Source organism: Synechocystis sp. LEGE 06083, assembly GCF_015207725.1.
Classification (GTDB): Bacteria; Cyanobacteriota; Cyanobacteriia; order Cyanobacteriales; family Microcystaceae; genus Synechocystis; species Synechocystis salina.
This window is the reverse complement of sequence record NZ_JADEWJ010000381.1, coordinates 1-2,668: the sequence shown is the minus strand read 5'-3', so window position 1 is coordinate 2,668 and position 2,668 is coordinate 1. Positions and strand designations below refer to the sequence as shown.

General features: G+C 46.6%; 2 protein-coding genes. Both read right to left on the bottom strand.

Going from position 1 to position 2,668, the window contains the following annotated elements:
- Positions 1-785: 785 nt before the first annotated feature.
- The gene (locus tag IQ219_RS18810) at positions 786-1,478 is read right to left on the bottom strand and encodes an ABC transporter permease (RefSeq protein WP_190598455.1); all 693 of its coding nucleotides are present in this window, start codon (positions 1,476-1,478) and stop codon (positions 786-788) included.
- A gap of 135 nt (positions 1,479-1,613) precedes the next feature.
- Positions 1,614-2,668: GTP-binding protein (locus IQ219_RS18805; RefSeq protein WP_194073622.1), on the bottom strand; the 1,055-nt coding region annotated here is incomplete at its 5' end.

The window sequence follows — 2,668 nt, the reverse complement described above, 5'->3', positions numbered from 1 at the left end:
AGGTAGTGGAGATCATCGGCTGGCCAAACTTGGCAGATGTGTTTACGAAAGTTTACATATCTTGACGCTTATTTTAAGATAACCTTTCGTGAACTAAAAATGTCGATTCTGGGTTTTTGGGGCGATCGCTGCCCTTGACTAAATTTTGTTCTACTTTTGCTTTGATGCCGGAGCAAAAAAAGATCCCCGGACTCGGGCTGGCTGTGTTAGGCTAAGGGTAAGGATTTGCAATCAATTACAAAGAGCTCTCCAGGGTCTAGGTTTTGTCTAATCCCCGGTTTTTATGCGTGGAATCGTACTCATTAGTACTATATCTGCGCCCCTGGCGATCGGGACAGTGGGAGATTCTAGAGAAAAATAACATTGATTCCAGGGTGTTGAGCAAGGGAGAAGGATTACGGAGTCCTCGAAACATTGCCCCCGGGTCAGGAACCAAAGAAATGTGCTTCCCTCGGAGTTGGTCTTGGGTGGGATGGCAGATCATGACAACCAAATTAATCACAATAGTTAATGTTTTTGAGGGACACTATGGTTTTGAAGATATTGTTAGTGGCATCGGCATACATTCTGACAATTTACGGGGGTTTGTTACTCCTTAAATATGTCATTGATCATCAAACTAACAAGCTACAACCCTAGTTTGATTTTAGGTTTAATCCTAAGTTGTCTTAGGGGTAGTGGTAGTTGTTTTGGCCAGGGCAAAGGTTTGGTTTTCTCCTCTGTGGGGGAATTCAAACTTTGCTCTCTCAGTCGTCATATTAAGTTTGTTTGAACTCACAGGGGAATTAGCTGGAAGCACTGGTGTAAAACCGCAGGGCAAACTGCCAAAAATAATGGGAAAGGGCCAACAAGGCGATCGCCAATCCGGCTGTTGCCAGTAGCCAAATCGGTTCTAGGCGACCCAACATAGCCTCTGCAGGCACAGTGGTCAAAAAGGCGATGGGAATAACAAAAGTGAAAAAGATGCGGTAAATGGCGGGATAGGCCACCATGGGATAACGGCCAGCTTCAAGAAATCCCTTCAATACTTCAGTGACATTATAAATTTTGACAAACCAAATGCTAGTGGCCCCCAGCATAAACCAGATGCTGTAGAGGATAATGCCCCCCAACCCAAGGAGCATAGCCCCCAGCAGTAAATCCTCGCCTTGGAGATTTAAGGTTACCCCGGCATAGATAATTAGCCCCAGCCCAAAACAAATATCCGGTACGCCCCAGGGAGACAGTTGCCGGAGGGAAAGCCAAAACTGACTGCTGATCGGTTTCAACAGCACAAAATCTAGGGTGCCTTGCTCCACGTAACGGACAATGCGGTTCAGGTTGGGAATAAAGAGGGTGGCCGCTAACCCCTGGAGAATGGTGAACATTCCCAGCACCACCAGGGCCGATTGCCAATTCCAGCCCGCAAAGCTATAACCAGTGCGATAGAACAAGAACAGGCTGAATAAACTGCCTCCCAAATTCACCACACTGCCCACGCTGGCAATGACAAAGTTAAGGCGATACTCCAACTCAGCGGCGATCGCCGTTTGCCAAAATAGACCTAAAACGCGGCGGTAGGTAGAAAAATTGATCACGGGTCACAAGGTAGAAGAATCATTCTGGGGTTGCAGTTAACCCTTGCCAAAACCTTTGCCCTTATTCTCCGACGGTAAACTTAGACAGTGATTAATTTGTTCGCGAATTTTGTCGTGGTCTAGGTTTTGGCCAATCAGCACCAATTGATTGGACTTTTCCCCGTTCCATTGGTCATCTTCGAGGCTAAAACGTTTGCCACTAAGGTGAAAAATATGTCGTTTCGGACTTTCGTTAAACCAAAGAATCCCCTTAGCGCGGAAAATGTTGGGGGTCAATTGGTTATCGAGAAAATACTGGAACTTACGGATGGAAAAAGGCTGGTCACTGCGGAAAGAAAGGGAGGTAAAACCATCCATTTCTAAGTGGTCACTGCTGTACTTTTTCCCATGGCCGTGGTCATGGTGATGATGATCGTGGCCGTGATGACTATGGTCATGGCTGGGATCCTGACAATCGGGGGCACAATCATGGTCATGATCATGGCTATGGTCGTGGTCTTCAGGGGCATACTTATCCGATTCAAACAGACCGACGCTGAGAATGAGGGGTAGGGGCACTTCAGCTTTTTTGCTCCGTAAAATTCTCGCCCCCGTTTTTAGATCCCGCAGGCGCACTTCCAGGGCATCCACCTCCGCTTCATCCACTAAATCGGTTTTATTGAGAACGATAATGTCCCCGTAGGTAATCTGACTTTGGGCGGCCTGGCTGTTGAATAAATCTAAGCTGAAATTTTCGCAGTCCACCATGGTGACAATGGAATCCAGCCTGGTCATGTCCCGCAGTTCAGTGCCCAAAAAGGTCAAAGCCACGGGCAATGGATCCGCTAATCCGGTGGTTTCTACCACCAAATAATCAATTTTCTGTTCCCGCTCTAGAACTTTGTAAACCGCTTCAATTAAATCCTCGTTAATGGTGCAACAGACACAACCATTGCTCAATTCCACCATGTTTTCGTCACTGGCAATGACCAATTCATTATCAATGCCAATTTCACCAAATTCGTTCACCAACACGGCGGTTTTGAGACCCTGTTGATTGCTCAAAATATAGTTCAAAAGAGTGGTTTTACCACTGCCCAAAAAGCCAGTGA